Genomic DNA, 22,371 nt, shown 5'->3' on the forward strand with positions numbered 1-22,371 from the left:
TATGATTAACGATCTGAAAAAAGACAGCGAACAGCGTATGTTGAAAACTCTTGAGTCTTTGGAACTAGGGTTTGCTAAAGTTCGTACCGGCCGTGCACACCCATCAATCTTAAATGGGGTAATGGTTCCTTACTACGGTTCTGATGTGCCTTTAAATCAAGTGGCAAACGTTGGTGTTGAAGATTCTCGTACACTTCTTGTTCAGCCATTTGAACGTACAATGGTTTCAGCTATTGATAAGGCAATTCGTGAGAGTGATCTTGGTTTAAACCCAATTACAGCGGATGCCATTCGTGTACCTTTACCTGCATTAACTGAAGAAACACGTCGTGATATGCAAAAAATTGCGCGTAGCGAAGCTGAAAATGCAAAAGTTGCAATTCGTAATATTCGTCGTGATGTATTAGGTGATATCAAAGCATTATTAAAAGAGAAAGAAATCTCAGAAGATGATGAGCGCCGTGCAGGTGATGATATCCAGAAAATCACTGACAAATATGTTGCAGAAGTAGACAAGCGTCTTGCAGCGAAAGAAGCAGAATTGATGAAGGTCTAAATTTTATGACCGATTCAGAAGAGTATCATCTTCCTAAGCATGTTGCCATCATCATGGATGGCAACAACCGCTTTGCAAAAAAAAATCAAATGCAAAAAGGTGATGGACATCGAGAGGGTAAAAATGTTCTTGATCCTATCGTTGAACATTGTAAAAAAACAGGTATTCGTGCTTTAACGGTTTTTGCATTTTCAAGCGAAAACTGGAATCGACCACAATTTGAAGTCGATCTGCTTATGAAACTTCTTGAAGAAACTATTCATGAGCAAATACCTCGCATGAAGAAATTTAATATTGCTTTGCGTTTCATAGGTGATCGTTCCAGATTACCGTCACACCTAGTTGCCTTAATGGAAGATGCAGAGCAACAGACAGCACACCATAACACTATGACCTTAACTATTGCTGTGAGCTATGGTGGGATGTGGGATATTGCAAATGCAGCAAAACAAGTTGCTGAAGCGGTTTCCCGTGGTGAATTTGGTGCTGATCAAATAAATGTTGATTTGTTCGAAAAATATGTCAGTCTAAACGATCTGCCAGCTGTGGACTTATTGATCCGTACAGGTGGAGATTATCGCATATCTAATTTCTTGTTATGGCAAGCAGCATATGCGGAGCTGTATTTTACTGATACTTTATGGCCAGAATTTACAGTACAAGAATTCGATCATGCATTGAATGTTTTTTCAGGGCGTGAACGTCGTTTTGGCAAAACATCTGAACAAATTCAGCAAGAGAAAATAGAGAACTTATAATGTTAGAGCGGATTGTTACCGCATTGGTACTTGTCGCAGTTGTTTTAGGCTGTATGTTTGCTACGCAATCACATTATCCAATGTTGGTTCTTATGATTGTAGCAGCAGGGGTAGCGGGGTATGAATGGTATAAATTAATGCCCCATGAAACTGTAAATGCTGTAAAGCCAAAAGCCTGGTGCTACGGTCTGCTTGTTGCATTCGTTTCAGGCGTTGCTCTATTTTTCCATGATATTGCATTACTTTTGTGGTCAGCTTCAATTTTGACTTGGCTTGTAAGCGTTTATTGGGTCAAATCTTTTCCTGAATTTGATGGGTGGTATAACGCTACTCTATATGTAATTGGCATTATTTTAGTTTGTGCTGCGGTAACTTCAATTTTTGTTGTCTGGCAAAGTTCGCCATGGTGGTTAATGTATCTGTTCTTACTTGTGTGGGGTGCAGATAGTGGTGCTTACTTTGTTGGCCGTAAATTTGGTAAAAGAAAACTAGCACCAACCGTAAGTCCGAACAAATCAGTAGAAGGCTTGTATGGTGGTATTATCACGACCATACTGGTAATGTTGGTTGTGCAATATCAGTATCTAAATTTAACTTTAATTCAGCAAATCCTGTTTCTTATCTTGTCACTGATTACAGTATTCGGTTCAGTTTTAGGTGATTTATTTGAGTCGATGATTAAACGTCGTGCTGGTATTAAAGATTCTGGACGTGTACTACCTGGTCATGGTGGTGTTTTAGATCGTATTGATTCTTTACTTGCTGCAGCCCCGATCTTTGCAACGGGAATGTATATATTAAAACTTATTGGTGTAGATTTATAAATGACACAATCTGTTTGCATATTGGGTGTAACCGGTTCCATTGGGCAAAGTACCTTAAAAATTTTAAATCAACATCCTGATAAGTATTCAGTATTTGCAATCTCAGCTCATAGTCGAATTTCTGAATTGGTTAATATATGTAAACAATTTCAACCAAAAGTTGTAGTTGTTCCAAAGCAAAAAGTTGACGAATTAGCAGTTTTATTTGTAAAGAATGAATTACAAGATATTGAAATTTTGACTGATCAGGAAGGGCTAGTAAGTATCGCATCTCATCCAGATGTTGATGTAGTTATGGCTGCAATTGTTGGAGCAGCTGGTTTATTACCAACATTAGCGGCTGTAAAAGCTGGTAAACGCGTATTGCTTGCTAATAAAGAAGCTTTGGTCATGTCTGGTGAAATCATGATGCAAGCAGCACGTGATCATCAGGCATTATTATTACCGGTAGATTCAGAACACAACGCTATTTTTCAATCATTACCTCATAATTATTTAGAGGCTGAAAGAAATGGACAACCGCAACAGGGTGTATCAAGAATCTTATTGACCGCTTCAGGTGGACCATTTTTAAACCATTCGTTAGAACAATTAGAAAAAGTTACTCCTGCACAGGCTTGTAAGCATCCCAACTGGTCTATGGGGCAGAAAATCTCAGTTGACTCAGCTACTCTTATGAATAAAGGGTTAGAGTTGATCGAGGCATGTCATTTGTTTTCAATATCTGAACATTTTGTTACAGTTGTTGTTCATCCACAAAGTATTATTCATTCTATGGTGCAATATGTTGATGGTTCAACATTGGCGCAAATGGGTAATCCAGACATGTGTACACCGATTGCCCATGCATTAGCATGGCCAGAACGTTTACAGACTAGTGTTCCTGCTTTAGATTTATTTGAGTATTCTCAGCTTAATTTTCAAGCACCGGATATTCAGAAATTTCCAGCACTTGATTTAGCCCGTCAGGCAATGCGTGCAGGAGGGCTGGCACCTACTATTTTAAATGCTGCAAATGAAGTTGCTGTTGCTGCATTTTTAAAGGAACAGATTGGATTTACAAATATCCCACAAGTGGTAGAGCATACTTTGCAAAAATTGGAAAACTCAGTTGCTGATAATATCGAATCTATTTTAAATAAAGATAAAGTAGCACGACATGTAGCACAGCAGTATATATCAAGTATAGGAGGCTGAAATGAGTGCATTATTTATGATTGCAGCAGCAGCTCTCTTGCTCGGTCCATTAATTGCAATTCATGAGTTCGGTCATTATTGGGTGGCACGAAAACTTGGTGTTAAAGTTTTAGTCTATTCCATCGGTTTTGGTCCGACATTACTTAAATGGACATCAAAAAAATCTGGAATTAAGTACCAAATTTCAGCTTTGCCTCTAGGTGGTTATGTAAAAATGCTCGATGAGCGCGAAGGTAATGTTGCAGAGCAAGATTTACCTTATGCATTTAACCGTCAAAAACCATGGAAGCGTATAGCAATTGTTGCGGCTGGGCCTTTAATTAATTTGATTTTTGCTGTTTTACTTTTCTGGATTTTATTTTTACCAGCACAGGAACAACTAAATACAAGAGTGGGTAAAGTTATACCAAACTCGCCAGCTGCAACAGCTCAACTACAAGTAGGTGACAAGATTATTGCTGTTGACGGAAAGGAAACGCAAACTTGGGAAAAACTTAACTTTGCTTTGATTGATCGTGTAGGTGAAACTGGTAGCTTGAATATCGATGTAGATCGTGCAGGTACTGAGAAAAATATTGTTTTACCAATTAAAGATTTTTTAAAAAACCAAAATGAATCAGCTTTAGATGTATTAGGTTTTTTACCCTATCGTCCCGTTATTCCTGCTGTTGTAACGGAGTTGACTGCAGATGGGTCAGCAATTCGTCAAGGAATGAAAGTCGGTGATCGTATTGTTTCAATTAATGGTCAAGTAATGAAAGACTGGTTTGATGTTGTGGAAGTTGTGCAACATTCACCAGAAAAATTACTAAGTATTGATGTGTTGCGTAATGGTCAACTCGTTCATTTGCAAGTCATGCCTCAAGGAAAGCGTGACAATATGGGGCAAGTGAGCGGTGTCTTAGGCGTAAAAAGTGATGCAGGAAAAATTACAATTCCTGACGAATATAAGCAAACAATTCAATATACTCCAATACAAGCTTTCCAGATGTCGCTAGATAAGACTGGCCAAATCTCTAGCATGATATTGAGTTCGATAGTAAAAATGGTTAAGGGTTTAATTGGTTTAGAGAATCTTTCTGGACCAATTACAATCGCGAAAGTAGCGGGACAAAGTGCAGAAATGGGATGGCAGACTTTCATCTCATTTATGGCTTTAATGAGTGTAAGTCTTGGAATTTTAAATTTATTACCAATTCCAATGCTAGATGGTGGACATCTCGTTTATTACATTATTGAGGCTATTCGTGGTAAGCCTGTTTCTGAACAAATACAAATGTTTGGTCTAAAAATTGGTATGGTACTGCTCGGTAGTATGATGCTTTTAGCTTTATTTAACGATTTTATGCGTTTGTAAACGTATATGGATTTATAACTTACTGGAAAAACTGGCATGCGGCACACACATTTTTTAATGCCTTTGGCACTTGTTAGCGCTATGGCAGCGGTACAACAAGCATATGCAGCTGATGATTTCGTTGTTCGAGATATTCGTATAGATGGATTGGTCCGTCTAACTCCTGCAAATGTTTCTACCATGTTGCCAATCAACAGTGGCGATCGCGTTAATGAACCGATGATCGCAGAAGCAATTCGAACATTGTATGCCACTGGACTTTTTGACGATATTAAAGCATCAAGAGATAACGATACTTTAGTTTTTAATGTCGTAGAGCGCCCAATTATTTCAAAGCTTGAATTTAAGGGTAATAAACTTATTCCTAAAGAGGCTTTAGAGCAAGGCCTCAAAAAAATGGGCATTGCTGAAGGCGAAGTTTTTAAGAAGTCAGCTTTACAAACAATTGAAACTGAATTAGAGCAGCAATATACTCAGCAAGGCCGTTATGATGCTGATGTAACTGTTGATACGATAGCTCGTCCAAATAACCGTGTTGAACTTAAATTAAATTTTAATGAAGGTACGGCTGCTAAAGTTTTTAATATCAATATTATTGGTAACACTGTTTTTAAAGACAGCGAAATTAAACAAGCTTTCGCAGTTAAAGAAAGTGGCTGGGCTTCTGTTGTAACCCGTAACGACCGTTATGCTAGAGAGAAAATGGCAGCGAGCCTTGAAGCTTTGCGTGCCATGTATCTGAATAAAGGTTATATCAATTTTCATATCAATAACTCTCAGCTTAATATCAGTGAAGATAAAAAGAATATCTTTATTGAAGTTGCTGTAGAAGAAGGCAGTCAGTTCAAATTCGGTCAAACCAAGTTTTTAGGTGACGCACTTTATAAACCTGAAGAACTGCAAGCTTTAAAAATTTATAAAGATGGCGATACCTATTCTCAAGAAAAGGTAAATGCTGTTAAGCAATTGTTATTGCGTAAATATGGTAATGCTGGTTATTACTTTGCAGATGTAAATGTCGTTCCGCAAATTAATAATGAAACGGGTGTTGTTGACTTAAACTATTATGTAAACCCAGGTCAGCAAGTAACCGTACGTCGTATTAACTTTACAGGTAATAGTAAAACTGCCGATGAAGTATTGCGTCGTGAAATGCGTCAAATGGAAGGCGCTTTAGCGAGTAATGAAAAAATTGATTTGTCCAAGGTTCGTTTAGAGCGTACTGGATTCTTCAAAACAGTTGATATTAAACCGGCTCGTATTCCAAATTCACCAGATCAGGTGGATTTAAACGTAAATGTTGAAGAGCAACACTCGGGAACTACAACATTAGCGGTAGGTTACTCACAAAGTGGTGGTATCACATTCCAAGCAGGTTTGAGTCAAACTAACTTTATGGGAACAGGTAATCGTGTTTCGATCGATTTATCTCGTTCTGAAACTCAAGACTACTATAACTTAAGCGTTACCGACCCTTACTTCACTATTGATGGGGTAAGCCGCGGTTATAATGTTTACTATCGTAAAACAAAGCTAAATGATGACTATAACGTTAATAACTATGTTACCGATAGTTTTGGTGGTAGTTTAAGTTTTGGTTACCCAATTGATGAAAACCAAAGCCTAAGTGCCTCAGTTGGTATTGATAATACTAAAGTAACCACAGGTCCCTTTGTTTCTACCTATGTCCGTGACTACTTGAAGGCAAATGGTGGTAAAGCAACAGGTAAAGATACTTATTGCCCAATTGATAATCAAATTCCTATAAAAGATGAAAATGGTGTTATCACAGGCACTGAATGTAAGGAGGGTGGTGAAAAAGAATATGAAAATGCATTTGAAGGTGAGTTCTTTACTTATAACCTGAATTTAGGTTGGTCATATAACACATTGAACCGTCCAATTTTCCCGACATCAGGTATGTCTCATCGTGTAGGTTTGGAAATTGGTTTACCGGGTAGTGATGTTGAATATCAGAAAGCAACTTATGATGCTCAAGCATTTTTCCCTATTGGTACTACAGGCTTTGTGCTTCGTGGCTATGGTAAGTTAGGCTATGGTAATGATTTGCCATTCTATAAAAACTTCTATGCGGGCGGCTATGGTTCTGTCCGTGGCTATGATAACAGCACCTTGGGTCCGAAATATTCAAGTGTAAATTTACAAGAAGAAGGTAAAAATGACTCTTCTCCAGAAGAAGTAGGTGGTAACGCTCTTGTACAATTTGGTACTGAGTTAGCTTTACCATTACCTTTTAAAGGAGATTGGACTCGTCAAGTACGTCCAGTTTTATTTGCTGAAGGCGGTCAAGTATTTGATACTAAATGTGATGTTGGCTCTTATTCTATGATTATGAATGGGCAGCAAATAGCAGATGCAAAAAAATACTGTGAAGATAACTACGGTTTTGATTTAGGCAATATGCGCTATAGCGTAGGTGTTGGTTTCACATGGATCACTATGATTGGACCATTATCTCTTAGCTATGCATTCCCGTTAAATGACAAGCCTGGTGACGAAACTAAAGAGATTCAGTTTGAAATCGGTCGTACTTTCTAAGTACGACTTGACTAAACAATGAAATAAGGACACAAATTAAGATGAAAAAATTAAATATATTAATGTTAGGATTAGGTCTTACAGTTTCTGCTATGACTAATGCAGCTGGTTATGGCGTTATTGATCTTGCTAAAGTTGTTGAAAGTAGTACTTATTTAAAACAACAAAATGCAAGTTTAAATCAATCTGTTAAACCAACAACAACTCGTCTTGAGCAGTTGGGTAAAGAGTTAGAAGGTCTTCAACGTCAAGCCCAAACCCAAGGGCAAAAAATGAAAGAAGATGATATTAAAAAGCTTCAGACTCAATATCAGTCAAAATTAAATGAATTTAATTCAACTCAACAAGGCTTGCAATCTAAAGTTCAAACTAGTTTGCAAGGAATGAACTCAACTTTTGAGACTCGTGTGAAGCAAGCAGCGGAACAATTACGAAAAGAAAATAATCTTGACTTCATTTTGAATAAAAATTCGACCGTTGCCTATGACGCTAAATATGATTTAACTGATAAAATGATACAAAAGGTTAATTCAATGAAATAAATTAATGAAAGTGCAACATTATCGTTTAGATGAACTAGCTCACCTAGTGAATGGTGAGTTAGTCGGTGCGGGTAGTCTTCAATTTATAAACCTGGCAAGTTTAGAAAATGCTGAACCTTCTCATATTACTTTCGTAAATAGCGAAAAGTATATTGAACAAGCAAAAGCTAGCCGTGCGGGTGCGTACATTGTTACAAACTCAATTAAAGAACAGCTTACTGATAAACAAAATTTTATTATTGTTGATAATCCATATTTAGCTTTTGCCATCCTTACACATGCTTTTGATAAAAAGATCACATCAATAGGTATTGAAAGTACTGCTCAAATTCATCCTTCTGCAATTATTTCTGAAAAAGCATATATTGGCCATTACGTTGTAATTGGTGAAAATTGTGTAGTAGGAGAGAACACGATTATTCAGTCTCATACTCGTCTGGATGATAATGTAGAAATTGGCAAGGATTGTTTTATTGATTCACATGTCACCATTACTGGTGGTTCTAAATTACTTGATCGTGTTCGAGTTCATGCAAGTACCGTAATTGGTAGTGAAGGCTTTGGCTTTGCACCATATCAGGGTAAATGGCATCGTATTGCTCAATTAGGTTCAGTTATCATCGGTAATGATGTCCGCATTGGATCAAATTGTAGTATTGATCGAGGGGCACTAGATAATACAATTTTGGAAGATGGGGTAATTATTGATAATCTTGTGCAAATCGCACATAACGTTCATATTGGTTCAAATACTGCTATTGCTGCTAAATGTGGAATTGCGGGAAGCACTAAAATTGGCAAAAACTGTATTCTTGCAGGCGCCTGTGGTGTGTCTGGTCACCTTTCAATCACTGATAATGTGACTTTAACTGGAATGTCAATGGTCACAAAAAATATTTCTGAAGCGGGTACCTATTCTTCAGGAATTGGATTATTTGAAAATAGTCATTGGAAAAAGACAATTGTACGCTTGCGACAATTAGCAGATGTGCCATTGACCCAAATCACTAAACGACTTGATCATATACAAGCTCAAATAGAGTCTCTTGAATCAACTTTTAATTTGCGTAAATAGAATATTATGACCGAGTCAACTACACCTAAATTTGCCATCCCTGAATTACCAATGCAGATTCAAACGATTCGTCAATATTTGCCGCATCGTTATCCTTTCTTATTGGTTGATCGTGTGACTGAAGTTACTGACAATAGTATTGTTGGTTATAAAAATGTTTCTATCAATGAAGAGTTCCTACAAGGACATTTCCCAGAATATCCAATTATGCCGGGTGTTCTAATTGTAGAAGCATTAGCTCAAGTTTCGGGCGTTCTAGGTTTTATTATGAACAATGAGACGCCAAAACCAGGTTCTTTATTCCTCTTTGCTGGTGCAGAAAAGGTAAGATTTAAAAAACAAGTAGTTGCTGGCGACCAACTTGTATTAAAATCTGAATTAGTAATGCAAAAACGCGGTATCTACAAATATAACTGTACGGCTACCGTTGACGGTATTGTAGCAACAACCGCTGAAATTATGATTTCACACCAAAAAACAGAGCAGGCATGAGCAATCACGATTTAATTCATTCTACGGCCATTATTGATCCATCTGCAGTGATTGCCCCGGATGTCCAGATAGGACCTTATTGTATTATTGGTCCAAATGTGACGATTGGCGCTGGTACTAAATTACATTCACATGTTGTAGTTGGTGGTTTTACCAAAATTGGTCAAAATAATGAGATTTTCCAGTTTGCAAGTGTTGGTGAAGTTTGCCAAGACTTGAAATATCAAGGTGAAGTAACTTGGTTAGAGATTGGAGATCATAATTTAATTCGTGAGCATTGCAGTTTACATAGAGGAACTGTACAAGATAATGCTCTAACTAAAATAGGTAGTCATAACTTATTGATGGTTAATACGCATATTGCACATGACTGTATTGTTGGTGATCATAATATTTTCGCAAATAATGTTGGTGTTGCTGGACACGTCCATATTGGTGATCATGTCATTATTGGTGGTAATTCGGGAATTCATCAATTCTGTAAAATCGATTCTTACAGTATGGTTGGTGGAGCATCTTTAATTTTAAAAGATGTGCCAGCTTATGTTATGGCATCTGGTAATCCAGCACATGCGTTTGGTATTAATATAGAAGGTATGCGCCGAAAGGGTTGGTCTAAGGATACAATTCAAGGTCTTAGAGAAGCTTATAAATTGATTTTTAAATCAGGCCTGACTTCTGTTCAAGCTGTTGAGCAGATTAAAAATGATATTCTTCCGAATGTTCCAGAAGCTCAATTATTAATTGACTCTGTTGAGCAGTCAGAACGTGGTATTGTGCGTTAAGTCGAGATATTCAAAAAAAAGACACCGCAATCTGCGGTGTCTTTTTTTCTTAAAAACTTTTATTTATTAAAAAATTTAGCTTCTTCAGATTTTGGATACTGACTTAAGATTTTAGCTTTATATTGGTTTGCTGATACAGTGTTTTTATCAACATCTTTGGCAATACTGTAGAGTTGATAAAGCGCGCGAGGAGCTTTACTAGAATTTGGGTATTGCGTAGCGACTACAGTATAGTTCTTTTTAGCTTCATTATAATTTACCGGATCAGTTGCTAAATTAAACTCAGCTAACCAAAAATAGGCATTCCCTGTATAAACGCTATTAGGATGATTTTTGATAAAGTTTTGCATTGGAGCAATCGCTTTTTTCGCTCCACCTTGTTTGTAGGCATCTAAAGCGACAGTATAAGCTGCTTTTTCAAGTTCTACAGGGTTCGATTGGTTTTGTGTAGCAGGCGGTGAAGCTGGTTGTGTTACTTGCGTTTGTGAGGGGGGAGTAACTTGACTTGCAGAAGTTGTAGTACTTACTGCTTTATTGTCGATAGGAGGAGCTTCTGAGCTTCCAGTAGCTGTAGCATCACTATTTGCTGTATTGTCTGGTGTTGCACTTTCTGGATCTACTTTTTGATTCAGTAATTCCAAACGCTGGTCTAAATCAGTATAGCGATTAGATAAATCTTTTTTCAATTGTTCAATATCATTCGATTGTTCTTCTAACTGTCCGCGTAAGGTGCGTATATCATTTTCTAATTGTTGGTTTTTTTGCATCAATTCCCAATTTAAATTACTAGGGACTGAAGCGTTATTCGATGAAGTGTTAGTTGAACTACCACCACTTTGACTTAAACCGCGCGATTCAATTGGAATATTGGCATAGAGAGAAGTAGTGCTCATTAAGGCAATAAATAATAAAGAATGCTTCATCAATCGCATGAGTATAGGTCCATAATTTTATGTAAAAGCTAACTTGAGAAGGGAATATGTAAACTATTCACATTAGCTATCTAAGGTTTTAATTGATCATTGCAATTAAAACAGCTAACAATATAAATGCAAGAATAGTTTACAATCTTCAAGCATATTTTATTCAAAATAAGTATCAAGAAAGAATATAAGATAAGAGATTCTAGGAATTTATATGTTTTTGACGATGAATTAATCAATTGAAACATAAACTTGCTTAAAATTGAGAAGAAGGCTTGCAACTCTTTTAAAAATCTCTATACTCTGTTTTGCAATGGTAGCCCCGCTGGTGGCTTCGCAATTGTACTCTGTGAACCCCGCCAGGACCGGAAGGTAGCAACGGTAGCAGATCTATGATGTGCCGAAGTTTTGCTAGTGGGGTTGCCACCATCTTCTAATCCGATCTCCGTTGGATTGCCTTCATAATTACATCTAAATCGAATCCTCTATACTGTAAAAACCTCATCTGTTTTGCTTTAAGTTTAGGATCTTTTTCTACTTCTTCACCAAACTTTTTCACTTTAAGTTGATAAGCCTGTTCCACCCAATCAATGTTATGAATTTCATCTGCAATTAAATCATTTTCGATTTGTTTAGTTTTTAAAGCTTGTTTGATGCGTTTTGGCCCTTTGCCTTTACGAATTTGGCTAGCCAATGTTAGTTCTGCAACGCGTTGGTCACTTTGATAATTTTGCTCAGATAACTCTTCAACAAGTTGCTTAACCTCTTCAGGGTTTTGTGCATAACGATTCAATTTCTCGATAAGTTCTGCTTTCGAATAATCTCGACGAGTCAATAACGCAAAAGCATATGAGCGCAAACGTTGACCTGTTAGCAAAGCGCGTTGTTGGGGCTGTTCTTCTGTTCTTTTGAACATATTTAATATTTCCTTGTAAAAAACGCCCCGAAGGGCGTTTTAAGACTTATAAGCGGTAATTAAGACTCTAATAGAAGATCTTCTTCTTCATCTTCCACTTGTACAGCACCATTAGTACCCGTAGTTAGCAGTTGTTCACGGATAATCTTTTCAATTTCTCCAGCCATTTGAGGATTTTCTTCAAAGTGGCGGATAACATTATTTTTACCTTGGCCAATTTTATTGCCTTGATATGAATACCAAGCGCCTGCTTTTTGCACGATATCTTGTTGTACAGCTAAATCTACAAGTTCGCCAAGCTGGTTTGTACCTTTACCGTATAGAATTTGGAAAATAGCTTCTTTAAAAGGAGGAGCCATTTTGTTTTTAACAACTTTAACTCGAGTTTCAGAGCCGATGATTTCATCACCTTCTTTGACCTGACCAATACGGCGGATATCTAAACGTACAGAAGCATAGAACTTCAATGCGTTACCACCAGTCGTAGTCTCAGGGCTACCAAACATTACACCAATTTTCATACGGATCTGGTTAATGAAAATAACCATACAGTTCGAGCGTTTAGCGTTACCCGTAATTTTACGTAATGCCTGACTCATTAAGCGAGCTTGTAAGCCCATGTGAGAGTCACCCATTTCGCCTTCAATTTCTGCTTTAGGAGTAAGAGCAGCCACTGAGTCGACAACGATTAAATCAATTGCACCAGAGCGAACTAGCATGTCTGCAATCTCAAGTGCTTGTTCACCGTTATCAGGTTGCGATACAAGTAGATTATCAATGTCCACGCCCAGCTTACGTGCATATTGTGGATCTAATGCGTGTTCTGCATCGATAAATGCACAAGTACCACCAGCTTTTTGACATTGTGCAATCGCTTGGAGAGTCATTGTGGTTTTACCAGAAGATTCTGGACCATAAATCTCAACGATACGACCTTTCGGTAAACCGCCAATCCCCAATGCAATATCTAAAGTCAAAGAACCTGTAGATACAGCTTCAACTGCTTGAACAGTGTTGTCACCGAGACGCATCACCGTATTTTTGCCAAATTGTTTCTCAATTTGACTTAGCGCGGCTTGTAATGCTTTGCTTTTATTCTCATCCATCTCAAAAACCTCAATACTCTAAGTTCATCACGTTTAACCCAAGTGGATGCATTGAATCTCAACTTGTTTCACAGGGCTAATAGTGACAGATTTTTTCTATAGCTTCTATGTGTTGTCTGTGTGTGTGCGACACAACTCGACGTTTTTATTCATCACCATACGACCAGTGTTGATCATTGTCCTGTTTAAACCGATTAATCTGTCTACGATCCTTTTTACTCGGTCTATGATCAGGTCGAGCAAGATTATGCAATTTTCGTTGGGATGCAATCAACTCCCGTCTAGCAATACTTACTTCTGTTTCTTCATAAAGTTGCTGGGCAACTGGTGCTGGACCACGTGTGTTCGAAAGCGCTTTTACGACAACGGTTTTTTTATCAAAACCTTGTTGAATAATCAGTTCCATTCCAACACGAATTTCTTTGGAAACTTTTACACGCTCATTATTGTGATGTACTTTACCTCCTTCGATTGCTGCTTTAGCAATTGAACGAGTTTTAAAAAAACGAGCAGCCCATAACCATTTGTCGATACGCATGGTCTCTACAGCATCGTTTTCAAGCGATTTTGACATCATTATCCTTTCTATCAATTTGATTCAATATAGACAGCAATTCTGTAAGTCGATCTAGTGCTTTATATTCTAAATCTTCATGCTTTCTTACATCCTTCAGACTTGAGGGCTGCAAGATAGTAAACAAGTGCTTGATACCAAATTTTTCAGCTGTTTTTAGTACAGGAGCTGTATCATCAATAAAAATGGTTGCTTCTGGGTCGAAAGGGTGTAATTTTTGGAGCTCTTGCCAAAAATGAATATCTTCTTTTGCATAACCAATTTGTTCACTCGATACGATTACGTCAAAGAAGTGTTCAATTGCAACATTATCGAGCTTTAACCGTAAGCTTGCACGATCGGCATTTGTAACTAACCAACAACTATATCCTTGCTTTTTCAGTTCCTGTAGAAGCTCAATACAACCAGACCGAGCTTGAATTTTTGTCTGAAATTCTTGCTGTAATTTGAGTACATCAACGCCTACAGTTTTGGTCCAATAAGCTGATGAATACCAAACAAGCGTATGTCTATGTGATTGATAAAACTGATATAGTATTTTTTGGCTCTGGTCGAGTGGAAGTTGATGTATCTCTGCATGTCGCTTAGGAAGACATTCATTCCAGATGAAATCATCAAAAGCGAGATCTAATAGCGTACCATCCATGTCAAACATTACGATTTTAGACATATCTAAATATCTCCAAAATCATTTAAAGCAAATTTTTTAAGACACATCTACCATATATCCTTTTTAAAATCATTAATTAAAGAAACTTCGAGATATAAAATTAATTTAAAACTCCACCCATTAATTGTTTCAAAAGGTGTTTTGATTAATGTGATGGGTAGGGAGGATAAATGATTTGAAAATTATAGCGTGTAATTTTGCAAAACAGGAAACAATAATAAGTGCTTTTTAGTGGATAACTTTTACTGTGTTTGAAGTAAAAATAGACAGGCAAAGTTTATAATTAAAAAATCTTAAAAGGCTATCTATATTTATGGTTAATTTTGCTTACATAGGATACGTATTGACATACATTTTATAAATTGAAGGATACTTGTTTAAAGATATATTTAAAATTAACCCTAATAAGAATTTAGAGAAAGCAATGAAAATTGGATTTATTGGCGGAGCCAATGACGGTATTGTAATCAATGCTGCTGATGGCCTTGATACTTATAAGCTTGAATGGCATTACAAAGCAGAAAAGCACTGTGAATCACAGCCAACATTAGGTCTTAATGGGCCTGAGTATGATTACTACAACCTCTTAATACTAAGAAAAAATAAAGAGGCTAAACTCTTTTATGTACTCACTACCATGGGAAAAGATGACATCGCAAGTAAAATCCATGAGTATTGGGAGTGCTCTACATCTGTTGGCTATGATTTCGATGATTAAGAAAATTTTTATTAATAATTTAAAATTTTGACTTTAATCAAACATTAATGAAGAGCTTGTAATTTCATATAACACATGTGCTTTTAGTTGGTGATGGAGAGGAACCTTGGGATGATCAAAGTTTTTAACTTTGTGCATTCCAAGTCTTTCCATGACGGCTTGAGAGGGTGTATTTATGTTAGCGGTAAATGAAACGATCTTATCTAAATTCAGTACATTAAAACCATAGTCTAAAGCCGCTTTTGCTCCTTCAGTTGCATAACCTTGTTTCCAGAAGTCTTTTGCAATTCGCCACCCAATTTCCACACATGGAGAAAAGTCAAATTGTTCAGGTTGGCTATGTAAACCAATAAACCCGATAAATTGATGAGTTTCTTTTAATTCTACTGCCCAGAAGCCCCAACCATTTTTATCAATGAGAGATGAAATTTTTTGGATTAAATTATGGCTTTCTTGGGGTGTTAATAGATTTGGGAAAAATTGCATAACATGTTGATCTAAGCCCATTGTTATAAAAGGTTCAACATCACTTTCTTTCCACTGTCTTAAAATTAAACGCTGAGTTTCGATCATGAGATGGCTCTATAATTAAAAATGATGGGTCAAAGTGGCTTTTGCACAATCTTCTGTAAAATGATCTTGGAATTGATGCTCACTACACCTTTTATTTTATTTAAGGTATTAATGACGAAATGAGAAAAAGAACTCAAATCTTTGGTCGCAACGTGTAAAACATAATTAGATTCGCCAGTAATAATATATGCATTAATGACTTCATCAAAATTTTTGATCTGACTTAAAAAGAAGTTGTGATCATTTTCTGTGAGTTGGGCAAGCTTTATTTCGACAATTGCCTCAATTTTTATACCTAGTTTTTCATAATTAACTTTCGCTTGATATTTTTCAATTACACCATTGCTTTCTAAAATTTTCACTCGCCGATGACAAGCTGAAGCCGAAAGGTTAACGAGATCGGCCAGTTCTTGGTTACTTAACCGAGCATTATCTTGTAAATGTTTTAAAATTTTAAGATCAATTGCATCTACATTCATTTTCGAATTTCATCCATGTTTTTTAATTTTAATTTGAATTTTATACGAAAATAGCAAATTTTAATCAAATATTATCGAATAAATCGAAAGAATTGGCGTGATAAAATTCAAATACAAAGGAAATGTTGAAAATAGGTGAAATAACAAATGATTACTCACGAACAATGCCTCTATTGGGATCAGGAAGATGAACTCAAAAAGTTTAAAGACGAATTTGCACTACCAGAAAATGTCATTTATTTAGATGGTAATTCTTTGGGTGCAAGACCAAAAAAAACATTAGAGGTTGCTCAGCATATTATTGCAAAAGAGTGGGGTGAGGACCTTATTAATAGTTGGAATAAAGCAGATTGGTGGGGACTACCGACTAGACTCGGAGATAAAGTCGCGCAGCTTATCGGTGCTGAAAAAGGTGAAGTGGTTATTTCAGACTCAACGACCCTAAATTTATTCAAAGTTTTATCAGCAGCGGTAAAAATTCAAGCTGAAAAATTTCCGGAACGTAAAATTATTGTTGCAGAAAAAGATGCCTTTCCAACCGATATTTATATTATTGAAGGCTTTATCGATTTGATTCATCAGGGTTATCAAGTTGAATTGATTGATGGCGCAGATGATTTATCTCGTGTTTTAGCAAAAGATGTTGCGGTAGTTGTTCTTTCTCATGTGAATTATCGGACTGGATATTTCTATGATATGGAGTCTATTAATCAACAAATTCACGCTAAAGATGCTTTGATTATTTGGGATTTATGTCACTCGGTTGGTGCAGTGCCTATGGATCTTAATCAGAGCAATAGTGATTTTGCGATTGGTTGTACTTACAAATACTTAAACGGCGGCCCAGGTTCTCCAGCGTTGTTATGGGTAAATCGAAAGCATCGTGATCAATTTTGGCAACCTCTCTCAGGCTGGTGGAGCCACAAGAAACCTTTTGATATGGCTCAGCACTATGAACCAGCTAACAGTATTCGCCGTTACTTGTGCGGAACTCAACCCATCATTTCTATGAGCCTAATTGAATGTGGTATCGATATTTTCTTACAAGCTGATATGCAACAAATACGCGAGAAATCACTCAAATTAACTGATTTGTTTATTCAACTTGTTCAACAAGAGTGTGCCCAGTTTGGTTTTGAGCTGATTACACCTTTAAATCATAAATATCGTGGCAGTCATGTCAGTTATAGGCATGAGTTCGGTTATGAAATTATTCAGGCGCTTATTGCGCGTGGGGTAATTGGGGATTATCGCGAGCCGGAAGTATTACGTTTTGGAATTACACCTTTATATCTAGGATTTGAAGATATTTGGAATGCCGTACAACAACTTAAGCAAATTATGCTGAATAGTGAATGGAAAAATGAACGTTATCTGGTGCGCAGTGAAGTGACCTGATCGTTAGAGATCAACATTAGAAAAATGGCTAGGAGGGCCTATGAGCAGTTTTGATGAAATACAAAATCGAGAAGCGGGTTTACATAAAAAATTATCCGCAAAACAGATGGGAATGATTGCAATTGGAGGAGCGATTGGTACAGGGCTGTTCATGGGAAGCAAGTTCGCAATTAGCTTTGCTGGCCCAGCCGTCATTGTGAGTTATGCCATTGGAGGCTTAATCGCATTTGCTATTATGGCTTGTTTGGCTGAGATGACGGTCCAGCACCCTACGTCAGGCTCATTTGGGGCATATGCTGAGCATTATGTAAGTCCGCTCGCTGGGTTTTTAGTCCGTTATTGTTATTGGGCGTGTATTGTATTAGCAGTCGGTACAGAAATTACAGCGGTGGCTGACTATATGAAATTATGGTTTCCACATGTAGGTTCTTGGGTCTGGATTGCGTTTTTTTCGCTAACCTTACTTGTGGTTAATGCATATAGTGTTAAAGCTTTTGGATTGGTTGAATATTGGTTTTCGACCATAAAAGTCTTTGCAATTATTGTATTTATTCTTTTAGCAATTGGCATTCTGACTCAAGGTCATGGAGGAACAGCTCAGGTTGTCTCTAATCTAACTGATCATGGGGGCTTTTTTCCTCATGGTTTTAGTGGAGTCTGGATTGGAGTAATCATTTCAATATTTAGTTATTTAAGTATTGAAATGATCGCTGTTGCAGCAGGTGAGGCTAAAGATCCAGAAAGAGCTGTTAAGAAAGCTTTTAAAAGTACGGCAATTCGCTTAATCCTATTTTATTTACTGTCTTTATTTCTTATTGTGGCCCTTGTTCCTTGGACAACTTTAATTGGAGCCGACGCGACCAGCCCTTTTGTGATGGTGATGAAAATTGTAGGGATTCCATATGCAGACAGTATTTTAAATTTTATTGTAATTGTCGCGGCCTTATCAGCTATGAATAGTATGTTGTATATCTCAACACGTATGCTATTTAGCTTGTCACGAGCAGGAGATGCGCCAAAACTATTTGGTCGTATTAGTCACAATGGTGTACCAATTAATGCGTTGTTATTGTCAGCAGTAGGTATTGGAGTTGCGAGTATTGTTTATACCATTAATCCGAGCTCTGCTTTCCCGATCATGATTGCTTTATCCATGTTTGGTGCGTTGTTCACTTGGGGTAGTATTTTTGTTACCCATATGTTTTTTAGAAGGAATATGGCACGAAAAGGAGAACAGTTAAAATTTAAGGTTCCAGCGAGTCAGTTAATCTCCCTGTTAGGACTAATCGCAATTTTAAGTATTACGATCACAACGTGGTTTACCAATGAATTCAAGTCAACTTTACAGTTTGGAGTCCCATTAGTTGTTGTTCTTACATTTTTCTATTATTTAAAACGTTCATCAGCCAAGCTTGCTTTAAATAGCCATGAAGAATCTTTGAAGTGAGAGACCTATGCGACCATATGACAATGCTAGAACTGTAGTGAATGAACATGAAATATTGGCAGAATTTAAAAGAACAAGCTTGTTGAGCTATCAAAAATTTACCCATATTGCAGATATCCAATATGGTACGCACTCACGGTCAACTTTAGATTTTTTCCCATTGGAGCAAGCCAAAAAGACTGTTATTTTTATTCATGGTGGATATTGGCAATGGTGTGATAAATCAGATTTTGCATTCATCGTACAGTATGTTCTAGCAAAAGGAGTCCAGTGCGTTCTTTTAGAATATGATTTAGCACCACAAAGCAAAATTTCAGATATTGCTTCTCAAATTAATCAAGCTCTCGATTTTATTCGAGAGCAAGACTGGAAAACTAATGAGGTAGTTTTGGTTGGGCATTCGGCAGGGGCACATCTGGCTGCTTTGTCATTAGGCCATCCACTCATATCTGAGATGGTTTTGTTAAGTGGAATTTATGATCTTGAGCCTATACAAAGTACACATTTAAATCATGCTCTCAATCTTTCAAGCGAAGATATCTTAAAATACAGCCCTGTTCATCAGTCAAAACGAATTACTACTCCATGTTCAATTTTCTGTGGTGAACTCGAACTTGATGAGTTGAAATGGCAAAGCCAAAATTATTTTGAAATGAAGAAAAGGCAAGATCAGCATTTTGTTTCTTTCAAGCTTATTCCTAAAATTAACCATTATTCTATTTTAAATCATTACTTTAATAATATTTTAATTTAAGTGTTTGAAATAGAATGTAATTGAGTAAAGAAAAACAGATTAAAACTTATTAGAAGATAAAATGTGAGATAAATCACAACTCAACCTAATTTTTATAAAAATTAAGTATCCTTATTGACCTGACTATAGAACTTAATTAGATTAAAAAGATAGTGCTTTCTCACTAAGCGGCAAAATGTTTAGCTGTTGTTTAGTTGAGTTTCAAGTCCGTAGCTTCCCAAGATGCGGACTTTTTTATTTGATTTTTAAAAACAATAAGATAAATCGAATTTTGTTCTTGGATATGGCAGTAATATCTATTTAATGATTAATATAAGTTAATCACATAGCCCTCTGCCAAATAAGAAACAAACTAGTATTTGCTTTTCATTATTTAACTGGAATTATCATTTAATTAATAGATTATATAAAATATATTTTACCAAACTAACAAAGTGTGAGATTACACTCGGAACTTCATGAGTTTGTCATATAGGTTAGATAAATTAAAAACAGAAAAATAAAAGAGAGAAGGCTATAGCACATAATTTAATAATATATTGCATCTGTAAATAAATGGTTTAGTCGGCTCTTATGAGTTGGCTTTTTTATTTTTAAAGGAGTGTTAATGAAAGTACAGTATTTTGAAGGAGGCATGTATAAACATATGTGTCCTGCTTGCGGATATCTTCATTATATTCCTGTACATTATCCTTTCTCTAACGGCAACCAATGGTTTTTTAATGGTAACTTGGAAAAACCGACATTTGATCCCATCATAAGTATAAATGAATATTGTAATTACTTTATTAAAGATGGCTTTATCGAATATAGCGTTAATTGTAGGCATCATTTAGCTGGTTGTAAGGTTGAGCTGCCAGAACTAAAATTAAAAAACTATAGAATATAATTGATTTTGGTATTTATTAATTATGACCATTTAAAGGACTGCACATTTCCTTAATTATCACATATTTTTGCAATATATCTTTACATATTTTATACTGAACACATATAGTTTAAAAAATTGTAAATCTATTTTAGTTGAAGGCTATATTATAATTTGCAAGAATTTTCATAACTTACTGTTTTATATTTTTATTTATGGATATCTGGAAATTTTTAAAAAGCTTTAATACAACTGGAACATATCTCATTATTTCTACATTTATATTATTTTTAATGATTATATATTTTTACATTATACATCCTACCTAAACTAAATTATAAATAAAGTAAGATAATTATTTATTCTAAAATGTTTGATGTATTGGTTTATTTGAATTGGTTCTCAATTTTAAATGAAAAAAGATAATAGCATTGTATAGGTCCAAGTTTTATGAAAACATGACGTGGTTATAATATATGGAGAATATAATAAAAATTCCTTTCAAAAGGTGTTAATCCCTAAATATAAAGACTGTACTGATCATAACAATGATGTCTAAAGTAAAAAATATGGAGATTTTCTATGAAGTTTTGTCAAGTTTCGACTTTTCTTTTAACAATAGCGCTGAGCCATTTAACCTATGCTGCACCTGCTACAACAAATTCTGTATTAGGCTCATCTGAAGCAAAAGGAATTATTAAAAATCAATATATTGTTATTCTTAATAAGGATGTGGGTTCTTCTAACGAGTTTGCACAAGGTATTGCTAAACAACATGGTGGGAAGGTATTACAGACCTATGATGCTGTACTTAAAGGATTTGCAATTTATTTACCCGATGTTGCCGGTACTGCTTTTGTTGAAGCAATGAAAAAAAATCCGAAAGTCGTTTCCATTGAAAATGACACAATCATGAAAATTGATGCCACTACACAAAGTAACCCAGATTGGGGACTAGATCGTATTGACCAAAAAAACTTACCTCTAGATTCAGCCTATTCGTACTTACAAACAGGTTCAGGCACAACCGCTTATATTGTTGATACAGGAATATTGTCTACACATCAACAGTTCTCTGGACGGGTATTAAGTGGCTATACCGCGATATCTGATGGAAATGGCACAAATGACTGTCATGGTCATGGTACACATGTGGCAGGAACAGTTGGTGGTAGTACCTATGGGGTTGCCAAGAATGTAAGCTTAGTACCCATTCGGATTTTAGGATGTGATGGTTCTGGTGCTTCGAGTAATGTGATTGCGGGGCTAGATTGGATATTAAAAAATGGTAAAAAGCCAGCTGTAGTGAATATGTCTTTAGGTGGTGAAGCAAACGCATCTTTAGATAGTGCAGTGGAAAATTTATTTAATAATGGTTATGTAATGGTTGTGGCTGCAGGAAACTCGAATACAGATGCATGTAGTTCTTCTCCTGCCAGAGTAAGTAAGGCAATTACTGTTGCTGCTACAGATAGTACAGATACTCGAGCTAGTTATTCGAATTATGGTAGTTGTGTTGATATTTTTGCGCCTGGAAGCCAGATTAACTCTTCTTGGATTGGGAGTAATATAGCAACTAAAGTTTTAAATGGAACTTCAATGGCTACTCCACATGTGGCTGGTGTGGTGGCTGAAATGTTGCAAAGTACGCCTACAGCAACACCTCAGACAATCTCAACTAATCTTTTAAACCAAGCAAGTAATAATGTGGTAAAAAATCCTTCAGGTAGCCCAAATCGGTTGCTATATAAATCTGCGCAGTAAAAGCAGTTATTTAAATTAAAAAAGGTCCCGAAGGAC

23 protein-coding genes and 1 other RNA gene are annotated in these 22,371 nt (G+C 36.3%); 17 read left to right on the forward strand and 7 right to left on the reverse strand.

Going from position 1 to position 22,371, the window contains the following annotated elements; all coding sequences use genetic code 11:
* Nucleotide 1: 1 nt before the first annotated feature.
* The 10 genes from frr to lpxA are packed head-to-tail and all read left to right on the forward strand — an operon-like array spanning nt 2 to nt 10,145.
* Nucleotides 2–556, forward strand: coding sequence for a ribosome recycling factor (gene frr, locus AAC388_RS07760; RefSeq protein WP_002115638.1), 555 nt, complete (start codon nt 2–4; stop codon nt 554–556).
* Between the two features lie 5 nt (nt 557–561).
* A complete protein-coding gene (gene uppS / locus AAC388_RS07765) occupies nt 562–1,314 on the forward strand; it encodes a polyprenyl diphosphate synthase (protein ID WP_002115643.1) in 753 nt (250 codons plus the stop codon).
* The gene (locus AAC388_RS07770; protein WP_017385994.1) at nt 1,314–2,138 is read left to right on the forward strand and encodes a phosphatidate cytidylyltransferase; all 825 of its coding nucleotides are present in this window, start codon (nt 1,314–1,316) and stop codon (nt 2,136–2,138) included. The genes uppS and AAC388_RS07770 overlap by 1 nt, the downstream gene beginning before the upstream one ends.
* Nucleotides 2,139–3,335, forward strand: a complete 1,197-nt coding sequence (ispC, locus tag AAC388_RS07775; protein ID WP_199112754.1) for a 1-deoxy-D-xylulose-5-phosphate reductoisomerase — start codon at nt 2,139–2,141, stop codon at nt 3,333–3,335. It abuts the gene before it with no gap.
* Nucleotide 3,336: 1 nt separating this feature from the next.
* On the forward strand, nt 3,337–4,692 hold the full coding sequence (gene rseP / locus AAC388_RS07780) for an RIP metalloprotease RseP (protein WP_342371449.1): 1,356 nt from the start codon (nt 3,337–3,339) through the stop codon (nt 4,690–4,692).
* 36 nt (nt 4,693–4,728) lie between these two features.
* Nucleotides 4,729–7,251: an outer membrane protein assembly factor BamA gene (bamA, locus tag AAC388_RS07785; RefSeq protein WP_206232303.1), complete on the forward strand. Its 2,523-nt coding sequence runs from the start codon at nt 4,729–4,731 to the stop codon at nt 7,249–7,251.
* Nucleotides 7,252–7,292: 41 nt separating this feature from the next.
* Nucleotides 7,293–7,793, forward strand: a complete 501-nt coding sequence (locus AAC388_RS07790; protein ID WP_016145644.1) for an OmpH family outer membrane protein — start codon at nt 7,293–7,295, stop codon at nt 7,791–7,793.
* Nucleotides 7,794–7,797: 4 nt separating this feature from the next.
* Nucleotides 7,798–8,868 carry a UDP-3-O-(3-hydroxymyristoyl)glucosamine N-acyltransferase gene (gene lpxD, locus AAC388_RS07795; RefSeq protein WP_342371450.1) on the forward strand — a complete coding sequence of 357 codons (1,071 nt, stop codon included), beginning with the start codon at nt 7,798–7,800 and terminating at the stop codon, nt 8,866–8,868.
* Between the two features lie 6 nt (nt 8,869–8,874).
* Entirely contained in the window at nt 8,875–9,360 is a 486-nt protein-coding gene (fabZ, locus tag AAC388_RS07800; protein WP_002115603.1) for a 3-hydroxyacyl-ACP dehydratase FabZ, read from the forward strand.
* A complete protein-coding gene (lpxA, locus tag AAC388_RS07805) occupies nt 9,357–10,145 on the forward strand; it encodes an acyl-ACP--UDP-N-acetylglucosamine O-acyltransferase (protein WP_342371451.1) in 789 nt (262 codons plus the stop codon). The genes fabZ and lpxA overlap by 4 nt, the downstream gene beginning before the upstream one ends.
* A gap of 59 nt (nt 10,146–10,204) precedes the next feature.
* On the opposite strand, the gene AAC388_RS07810 is transcribed toward lpxA, so the two are convergent.
* Complete coding sequence (locus AAC388_RS07810; RefSeq protein WP_033847298.1) at nt 10,205–11,077, reverse strand: YbgF trimerization domain-containing protein; 873 nt, start codon at nt 11,075–11,077, stop codon at nt 10,205–10,207.
* Nucleotides 11,078–11,391: 314 nt separating this feature from the next.
* Here AAC388_RS07810 and ffs point away from each other — a divergent pair.
* An RNA gene (gene ffs / locus AAC388_RS07815) (signal recognition particle sRNA small type) lies at nt 11,392–11,488 on the forward strand.
* 13 nt (nt 11,489–11,501) lie between these two features.
* Here ffs and AAC388_RS07820 read toward each other — a convergent pair.
* The 4 genes from AAC388_RS07820 to AAC388_RS07835 form a co-directional block, all read right to left on the reverse strand.
* Complete coding sequence (locus AAC388_RS07820) at nt 11,502–11,984, reverse strand: regulatory protein RecX (protein ID WP_005068912.1); 483 nt, start codon at nt 11,982–11,984, stop codon at nt 11,502–11,504.
* Nucleotides 11,985–12,043: 59 nt separating this feature from the next.
* Nucleotides 12,044–13,090: a recombinase RecA gene (gene recA, locus AAC388_RS07825; RefSeq protein WP_002115680.1), complete on the reverse strand. Its 1,047-nt coding sequence runs from the start codon at nt 13,088–13,090 to the stop codon at nt 12,044–12,046.
* 145 nt (nt 13,091–13,235) lie between these two features.
* Nucleotides 13,236–13,664 carry a S4 domain-containing protein gene (locus tag AAC388_RS07830; protein ID WP_005068915.1) on the reverse strand — a complete coding sequence of 143 codons (429 nt, stop codon included), beginning with the start codon at nt 13,662–13,664 and terminating at the stop codon, nt 13,236–13,238.
* On the reverse strand, nt 13,648–14,334 hold the full coding sequence (locus tag AAC388_RS07835) for an HAD-IA family hydrolase (RefSeq protein ID WP_342371452.1): 687 nt from the start codon (nt 14,332–14,334) through the stop codon (nt 13,648–13,650). Before AAC388_RS07835 ends, AAC388_RS07830 begins: the two co-directional genes overlap by 17 nt.
* Nucleotides 14,335–14,758: 424 nt before the next feature.
* Between AAC388_RS07835 and AAC388_RS07840 the strand changes: the two genes are divergently transcribed.
* On the forward strand, nt 14,759–15,052 hold the full coding sequence (locus tag AAC388_RS07840) for a hypothetical protein (RefSeq protein WP_025465974.1): 294 nt from the start codon (nt 14,759–14,761) through the stop codon (nt 15,050–15,052).
* Nucleotides 15,053–15,085: 33 nt separating this feature from the next.
* Here the strand turns inward: AAC388_RS07840 and AAC388_RS07845 are convergent, their stop codons facing one another.
* Both AAC388_RS07845 and gigD read right to left on the reverse strand, forming a co-directional pair.
* Entirely contained in the window at nt 15,086–15,625 is a 540-nt protein-coding gene (locus AAC388_RS07845) for a GNAT family N-acetyltransferase (protein ID WP_320562293.1), read from the reverse strand.
* A 29-nt stretch (nt 15,626–15,654) separates the two neighbouring features.
* The gene (gigD, locus tag AAC388_RS07850) at nt 15,655–16,104 is read right to left on the reverse strand and encodes an Lrp/AsnC family transcriptional regulator GigD (RefSeq protein ID WP_017386002.1); all 450 of its coding nucleotides are present in this window, start codon (nt 16,102–16,104) and stop codon (nt 15,655–15,657) included.
* Between the two features lie 147 nt (nt 16,105–16,251).
* Between gigD and kynU the strand changes: the two genes are divergently transcribed.
* The 5 genes from kynU (at nt 16,252) to AAC388_RS07875 (ending at nt 22,335) form a co-directional block, all read left to right on the forward strand.
* Complete coding sequence (kynU, locus tag AAC388_RS07855) at nt 16,252–17,502, forward strand: kynureninase (RefSeq protein WP_060466290.1); 1,251 nt, start codon at nt 16,252–16,254, stop codon at nt 17,500–17,502.
* Nucleotides 17,503–17,542: 40 nt separating this feature from the next.
* Nucleotides 17,543–18,949 carry an amino acid permease gene (locus tag AAC388_RS07860; RefSeq protein ID WP_069030181.1) on the forward strand — a complete coding sequence of 469 codons (1,407 nt, stop codon included), beginning with the start codon at nt 17,543–17,545 and terminating at the stop codon, nt 18,947–18,949.
* Between the two features lie 7 nt (nt 18,950–18,956).
* The gene (locus AAC388_RS07865) at nt 18,957–19,703 is read left to right on the forward strand and encodes an alpha/beta hydrolase (RefSeq protein ID WP_342371453.1); all 747 of its coding nucleotides are present in this window, start codon (nt 18,957–18,959) and stop codon (nt 19,701–19,703) included.
* A gap of 607 nt (nt 19,704–20,310) precedes the next feature.
* Nucleotides 20,311–20,592 (forward strand): DUF6527 family protein, encoded by a 282-nt coding sequence (locus AAC388_RS07870; RefSeq protein ID WP_005073920.1) that lies wholly within the window; start codon nt 20,311–20,313, stop codon nt 20,590–20,592.
* Between the two features lie 561 nt (nt 20,593–21,153).
* On the forward strand, nt 21,154–22,335 hold the full coding sequence (locus tag AAC388_RS07875) for a S8 family peptidase (protein WP_342371454.1): 1,182 nt from the start codon (nt 21,154–21,156) through the stop codon (nt 22,333–22,335).
* Nucleotides 22,336–22,371 lie beyond the last annotated feature (36 nt).

This window comes from Acinetobacter sp. D009 (assembly GCF_038562025.1).
Taxonomy (GTDB): Bacteria; Pseudomonadota; Gammaproteobacteria; order Pseudomonadales; family Moraxellaceae; genus Acinetobacter; species Acinetobacter pittii.

Bases quoted from the DNA above. Each gene is read 5' to 3' on its own strand.
- AAC388_RS07830 (WP_005068915.1), bottom strand. From the start codon at position 13,664: ATGTCAAAATCGCTTGAAAACGATGCTGTAGAGACCATGCGTATCGAC.
- AAC388_RS07840 (WP_025465974.1), top strand. From the start codon at position 14,759: ATGAAAATTGGATTTATTGGCGGAGCCAATGACGGTATTGTAATCAAT.
- AAC388_RS07820 (WP_005068912.1), bottom strand. From the start codon at position 11,984: ATGTTCAAAAGAACAGAAGAACAGCCCCAACAACGCGCTTTGCTAACA.
- lpxD (WP_342371450.1), top strand. From the start codon at position 7,798: ATGAAAGTGCAACATTATCGTTTAGATGAACTAGCTCACCTAGTGAAT.
- AAC388_RS07865 (WP_342371453.1), top strand. From the start codon at position 18,957: ATGCGACCATATGACAATGCTAGAACTGTAGTGAATGAACATGAAATA.
- AAC388_RS07835 (WP_342371452.1), bottom strand. From the start codon at position 14,334: ATGTCTAAAATCGTAATGTTTGACATGGATGGTACGCTATTAGATCTC.
- kynU (WP_060466290.1), top strand. From the start codon at position 16,252: ATGATTACTCACGAACAATGCCTCTATTGGGATCAGGAAGATGAACTC.
- uppS (WP_002115643.1), top strand. From the start codon at position 562: ATGACCGATTCAGAAGAGTATCATCTTCCTAAGCATGTTGCCATCATC.
- gigD (WP_017386002.1), bottom strand. From the start codon at position 16,104: ATGAATGTAGATGCAATTGATCTTAAAATTTTAAAACATTTACAAGAT.
- AAC388_RS07875 (WP_342371454.1), top strand. From the start codon at position 21,154: ATGAAGTTTTGTCAAGTTTCGACTTTTCTTTTAACAATAGCGCTGAGC.
- fabZ (WP_002115603.1), top strand. From the start codon at position 8,875: ATGACCGAGTCAACTACACCTAAATTTGCCATCCCTGAATTACCAATG.
- AAC388_RS07790 (WP_016145644.1), top strand. From the start codon at position 7,293: ATGAAAAAATTAAATATATTAATGTTAGGATTAGGTCTTACAGTTTCT.
- frr (WP_002115638.1), top strand. From the start codon at position 2: ATGATTAACGATCTGAAAAAAGACAGCGAACAGCGTATGTTGAAAACT.
- AAC388_RS07845 (WP_320562293.1), bottom strand. From the start codon at position 15,625: ATGATCGAAACTCAGCGTTTAATTTTAAGACAGTGGAAAGAAAGTGAT.
- ispC (WP_199112754.1), top strand. From the start codon at position 2,139: ATGACACAATCTGTTTGCATATTGGGTGTAACCGGTTCCATTGGGCAA.
- AAC388_RS07810 (WP_033847298.1), bottom strand. From the start codon at position 11,077: ATGCGATTGATGAAGCATTCTTTATTATTTATTGCCTTAATGAGCACT.
- recA (WP_002115680.1), bottom strand. From the start codon at position 13,090: ATGGATGAGAATAAAAGCAAAGCATTACAAGCCGCGCTAAGTCAAATT.
- lpxA (WP_342371451.1), top strand. From the start codon at position 9,357: ATGAGCAATCACGATTTAATTCATTCTACGGCCATTATTGATCCATCT.
- rseP (WP_342371449.1), top strand. From the start codon at position 3,337: ATGAGTGCATTATTTATGATTGCAGCAGCAGCTCTCTTGCTCGGTCCA.
- AAC388_RS07860 (WP_069030181.1), top strand. From the start codon at position 17,543: ATGAGCAGTTTTGATGAAATACAAAATCGAGAAGCGGGTTTACATAAA.
- AAC388_RS07770 (WP_017385994.1), top strand. From the start codon at position 1,314: ATGTTAGAGCGGATTGTTACCGCATTGGTACTTGTCGCAGTTGTTTTA.
- AAC388_RS07870 (WP_005073920.1), top strand. From the start codon at position 20,311: ATGAAAGTACAGTATTTTGAAGGAGGCATGTATAAACATATGTGTCCT.
- bamA (WP_206232303.1), top strand. From the start codon at position 4,729: ATGCGGCACACACATTTTTTAATGCCTTTGGCACTTGTTAGCGCTATG.